Annotated in this window: 6 protein-coding genes; 3 read left to right on the forward strand and 3 right to left on the reverse strand. The window is 70.0% G+C overall.

Going from position 1 to position 5,150, the window contains the following annotated elements; translation table 11 throughout:
• On the reverse strand, window positions 1-481 hold a 481-nt coding region (locus tag WBL05_RS08060; protein WP_424225069.1), incomplete at its 3' end, for a hypothetical protein.
• Window positions 482-588: 107 nt separating this feature from the next.
• Between WBL05_RS08060 and purD the strand changes: the two genes are divergently transcribed.
• Window positions 589-1,845 (forward strand): phosphoribosylamine--glycine ligase, encoded by a 1,257-nt coding sequence (gene purD, locus WBL05_RS08065; RefSeq protein ID WP_424225076.1) that lies wholly within the window; start codon window positions 589-591, stop codon window positions 1,843-1,845.
• 11 nt (window positions 1,846-1,856) lie between these two features.
• Window positions 1,857-3,290, forward strand: a complete 1,434-nt coding sequence (gene purB, locus WBL05_RS08070; protein ID WP_424225071.1) for an adenylosuccinate lyase — start codon at window positions 1,857-1,859, stop codon at window positions 3,288-3,290.
• Between the two features lie 23 nt (window positions 3,291-3,313).
• On the opposite strand, the gene WBL05_RS08075 is transcribed toward purB, so the two are convergent.
• Together WBL05_RS08075 and WBL05_RS08080 are read right to left on the reverse strand one after the other, a co-directional pair.
• Window positions 3,314-3,760 (reverse strand): DUF2231 domain-containing protein, encoded by a 447-nt coding sequence (locus WBL05_RS08075; protein WP_424225072.1) that lies wholly within the window; start codon window positions 3,758-3,760, stop codon window positions 3,314-3,316.
• Between the two features lie 3 nt (window positions 3,761-3,763).
• Window positions 3,764-4,324: a hypothetical protein gene (locus WBL05_RS08080; RefSeq protein ID WP_424225073.1), complete on the reverse strand. Its 561-nt coding sequence runs from the start codon at window positions 4,322-4,324 to the stop codon at window positions 3,764-3,766.
• Window positions 4,325-4,459: 135 nt separating this feature from the next.
• Between WBL05_RS08080 and WBL05_RS08085 the strand changes: the two genes are divergently transcribed.
• A complete protein-coding gene (locus tag WBL05_RS08085; RefSeq protein ID WP_424225075.1) occupies window positions 4,460-5,029 on the forward strand; it encodes an RNA polymerase sigma factor in 570 nt (189 codons plus the stop codon).
• The last annotated feature ends 121 nt before the right edge of the window (window positions 5,030-5,150 follow it).

Below are 5,150 nucleotides of genomic sequence, written 5' to 3' on the forward strand. Positions count from 1 at the left end.
GGGCGGCGATCACCGAGTAGAACCACTGGTAGCTGACCATCGAGAAGAACAGGAACCCCAGCCAACTGGTCACCAGCACCAACCAGATCCCCAGCGCGACGGTCCACCGCTGGTCGAGTGCGATCAGCCAGAAGCCGAGCAGCAGCACGCCGATCAATGCCAGGCCGCTCAGCCCACCGAGCAGGTCGCTGATCGAGCGGCCACCCCGGGCCAGCATCTTGAATCCGCTGGCCAGCAGCGCCAGCACCAGGCCGCTCAGCCACAGCGGCGAAGAGATCATGACCAGGCCAACGCCGGCGGCCACCGGCGCCGAAGCGGCGCCCACCCCGACCGAAGCGGCGCCCACCCCGACCGAGCCGAGCATCGCCAGCGTCACCACCCCGATCAGCGGGGCATTGAGTGCCCGGCGGGGTTCGGTGCGAACCAGGTACACCGTCCCGACCAGGACGGCGGCCTCGACCAACAGGATCAGCCAGATCACGACACCTCCCAGGAACTGCCTGTCAACGTGGCGCCGCCCAACCGGGCGCAGAGCTTGACGCGCCCTGCTGCCAGTAGACTCGATGCGTGAATGCGCCGGAGCTTGCGTTGACCGTTCTCGTCGTCGGATCGGGAGGGCGCGAACACTCGCTGGCGCGGGCGATCGCCGCCGATCCCGCCGTGGCAGCGGTGCACGTGGCGCCCGGCAACCCGGGCACTGCCGCCTTCGCCGCCAACCACCCGGTCGATCCGTGTGATCCGGAAGCGGTCGCCGCACTGGCGTCCCGGATCGGCGCGAACCTGGTGGTGATCGGCCCCGAGGCGCCGCTGGTCGCAGGGGTGGCTGACGCGGTGCGGGCAGCCGGCATCGCCTGCTTCGGTCCGAGCGCGGCCGCCGCCCGGCTGGAGGGTTCCAAGTCGTTCGCCAAGCAGGTGATGGCCGAGGCCGGGGTCCCGACCGGGGACTGCGTGGTCTGCCAAGACGAAGCCGGACTGGTGGCCGCCCTCGACCGGTTCGGGCCGCCGTACGTGGTCAAGCACGACGGCCTGGCAGCCGGCAAGGGGGTGCTGGTGACCACCGACCGGCAGGCGGCGATCGAGCACGGCCGCGACTGCGACCGGGTAGTCGTTGAGGAGTACCTGGACGGCCCGGAGGCCAGCTTGTTCGTGATCACCGACGGCACCAACGCGCTCGCGCTGCAGCCCGCCCAGGACTTCAAGCGGGTCGGCGACGACGACCAGGGCCCGAACACCGGCGGCATGGGCGCCTATTCGCCGCTGCCGTGGCTCGCGCCCGGGGTGGTGGACCAAGTGATGACCGAAGTCGTTCACCCCACGCTGGCCCGGATGCGCGAACTGGGCACCCCGTTCACCGGGCTGCTCTACGTCGGGTTGGCGATCACCTCGCGCGGCCCCCGGGTGGTCGAGTTCAACGCCAGGTTCGGTGACCCCGAAACCGAGGCGGTGCTGCCGCTGCTGCGTACTCCGCTGGCCCAGGTGCTGTACGCGGCCGCTACCGGGACGCTGGACAGCTTCGGCGAACTGGAGTTCGACGACCGCGCCGGGGTCTGCGTCGTGCTGGCCGCGCAGGGCTACCCGGCGTCCCCGCATGTCGGTTGCAAGATCGTCCTGCCACCCGACACCTCGGACGCCTACGTGATCCAGGCCGGCACCTCGCTGGACGCCACCGGGCAACTGGTGGCCAGCGGCGGCCGCGTGCTGGTCGTCGTCGCGGCTGGGGATGACCTCGCCGCTGCGCGCCGCAACGCCTACGAACACATCACCCGGATCGACTTCGCCGAGGGGTTCTGCCGCTTCGACATCGCCGCCAAGGCCGTCCTCGAGATCGCCGCCAACGGCGTCTGACAAGGAGAACCATGACAGTCCCGAATGTGCTGGCCAGCCGCTACGCGTCGGCGAGGATGCGCCGGATCTGGTCGGCGGAGAACAAGATCGTCGCCGAGCGGCGGCTGTGGATCGCCGTCCTGGAGGCCCAACGCGACCTGGGTGTCGACTTCGGCGGCGACGACCCCGACCAGGTGATCGCCGGGTACAGCGCCCTTGTCGACCACGTCGACCTGGACTCCATCGCCGACCGTGAACGGATCACCCGGCACGACGTCAAGGCCCGGATCGAGGAGTTCAACGGGCTGGTCGGGTACGAGCACGTGCACAAGGGCATGACCAGCCGTGACCTCACCGAGAACGTCGAGCAGATGCAGGTGCTGGAGTCGTTGAAGCTGGTCCGGTCCCGGGTGGTCACGGTGCTCACCCGGCTGGCCGACCTGGCCGTCAGGTACGCCGACCAGCCCATCGTGGGACGAAGCCACAACGTCGCCGCGCAGGTGACCACGCTCGGCAAGCGGTTCGCCACCTGCGCCGACGAACTGCTGATCGCACACGCCCGGCTGGACGGGCTGATCCGGCGCTACCCGGCCCGGGGCATCAAAGGTCCGATGGGTACCAGCCAGGACATGCTCGACCTGCTGGGCGGCGACTTCGGCAAGCTGGACGAACTGGAGCAGCGGATCGCGTCCGGGCTGGGCTTCGAGCACGTGCTGGACTCGACCGGCCAGGTGTACCCGCGCTCGCTCGACCTGGACGTGATCAGTGCGCTGGCCCAGACCGCGGCGGCCCCGTCCAACATGGCCACCAGCATCCGGCTGATGGCCGGCGACGACCTGGTCACCGAGGGCTTCAGGAAGGGCCAGGTCGGCAGCTCGGCGATGCCGCACAAGATGAACACCCGCAGTTGCGAGCGGGTCAACGGGCTGTCGGTCGTGATCCGCGGCTACCTGTCCATGGTCGGCGAATTGTCCGGCGACCAGTGGAACGAGGGCGACGTGAGTTGCTCGGTGGTGCGCCGGGTGGCGTTGCCGGACGCGTTCTTCGCTCTCGATGGGCTGTTCGAGACGTTCCTCACCGTGCTCGCCGACTTCGGCGCCTACCCGAAGGTGATCGCCGCCGAGCTCGACCGCTACCTGCCGTTCCTGACCACCACCAAGGTGCTGATGGCCGCCGTGCGCAAGGGCATCGGCCGTGAGGACGCCCACGAGGTGATCAAGGAGAACGCGGTGGCGACCGTGCTTGACATGCGCGAATCCGGCTCTCGGGACAACGGCCTTTTCGACCGGCTCGCCGACGACGGGCGGCTGGGGCTGAGCCGGGATGAGTTGTCGGCGCTGATCAGCCAGCCGCTGGAGCTGACCGGTGCGGCCGCCCGGCAGGTCGAGCGGGTGGTGCAGCGCGTTCAGGTGCTGGTGGACGCCGAACCGGAGGCCGCGGCCTACCGGCCGGGGGAGGTCCTGTAGCCAGGACCCGTCCCCGGGCTCGGTCAACGCCCCCAGACCGCCCGGGCCCCGGAGTCCCCGGTCAGCACGATGAAGACCACGCTGGCCACGGCCGCCAGCACGGTGACGATGCCGGCGATCAGGAAGGGCGTCCGGCTACCGCCGTCGTCCTTCGACCTCGCCGCCCACAGGTAGACCGGCAGCACCAGCGCGAGCAGCAGCACCGGCCACGGTGTCCATACCCCAAGGGTCATGTGGCGTTCGATCCGTTCCGAGCCGCCCATGCCCAGGTCGTCGGCCAGGATCGGGCCGGTGAGGCGGGCGCCGAACGCGGCGGCGGTGGCGGCCAAGGCGAACAGCTCGGTCAGCAGCCCGTACCGGGTGCGGATCTTCGGGAAGATGACCACCAGGATCGCCCCCAGCGCGGCCAGCGGGATCAGCACCACCGCCCCATGCACTATCAGCGGGTGCAACGGCAGACCGAAGTCCATGGCTCAGCCCTCGACCGGGTTGCCGTCGGCGTCCAGCACGAACCAGACCCCGCCCACACCCTGGCCGGTGATGTCACCGGGGGCGTTGTCGGCGGCCCAGTAGTACAGCGGCCACTCGTTGTAGGACGCCTGCACCTCGCCGTCGCCGCGCTCGAAGGAACCGAGCAGCGATTCATCCACGCCGACGCCGGCGACCGGCTCACCCAGCAGCGGCGGCCAGTTCACCAGGCACTGGCCCTCGCAGGCGGACATGTTCGGACTGTCGTTGGTGAACATGTAGAGGGTCATGCCCGCACCGTCGACCAGGATCGGCCCGAGGTCGGTGTCGGAGATGGTCAGGGTCAGCGGGCTGGCGTCGGCAGGTGGAGCGGTCGTACTGGTCGGTGTCCCGATCGGCGTGGTCGGGGTCACCGGCGCGGTGGACGCGGTCGTCGTAACGGCGGGCGGGACGGCTGTGGCGGTGTCGTCGCCGGGCGACGCGCCGCCGGAACAGGCGGCAAGCAAGGCCAGCCCAAGGATGGATCCGGCGATCAACTTGCCGGGTGACACTGATCTGGTGGACATGGCTTCCTCCAGGTTGTGCTGGACGCCGTGGTTGGCGCTGCCCCGGGCGAGGGGACGTAGATGATACGACCCAGACGCCGCAGTGGATTGCCCGATGACGCAATCGTTTCGGATGGCTGGACCGTATCACCTGATGTGACGCTCTTCCCGCGCGCCGATCGGGCGTCGGACGCCGACCTGGTCGCCGGCATGTCGGTCAACGACGACCAGGCGATCGTCGCGTTCGTCCGGCGGTTCGAGCGGGCGGTGTTCGGGCTGGCGATCTCGATCACGCACGACCGGGGACTGGCCGAGGACGTCAGCCAGGAGGCGTTCCTGCGTGCCTGGCGGGCGGCCGGCAGCTACGACCAACGCCGGGGTGCCGTGATCACCTGGCTGCTCACCATCACCCGGAACCTGGCCATCGACGTGATCCGGGCCAGGCGGGTGACACCCATCGAGGACGGGGTGCTCGACCAGCTGATAGCCGCCACCCGGGGCAGCGCAACCGACGTGATGGGCGTCCACCTGGAGGCGGTCGAGGCGGCCAGGCAGCTGCGCCGGCTGCCGCCCGACCAGGCCCGGGCGGTGATCCTGGCGGTCATCGGTGGCAACACCGCGCAGGAGGTCGCCGACCACGAGAGGATTCCGCTCGGCACCGCCAAGACCCGGATCCGCACCGGCCTGCTGAGGATGCGGCTGGCGATGGAGGTGGATGAGCAATGACCAACCACGCCGAAGCCGACGAGCTGGTCGCGCTGGCGCTCAGGGACATCGCGGCCGCCGACGAGGGCCGGCTGCTCGGGCACCTGGCGCAGTGCGACCGCTGCCGGCTGGAGTACCTGGC

The sequence above is a fragment of the Brooklawnia sp. genome (assembly GCF_049651565.1).
In the GTDB taxonomy this organism is placed as follows: Bacteria; Actinomycetota; Actinomycetes; order Propionibacteriales; family Propionibacteriaceae; genus Brooklawnia.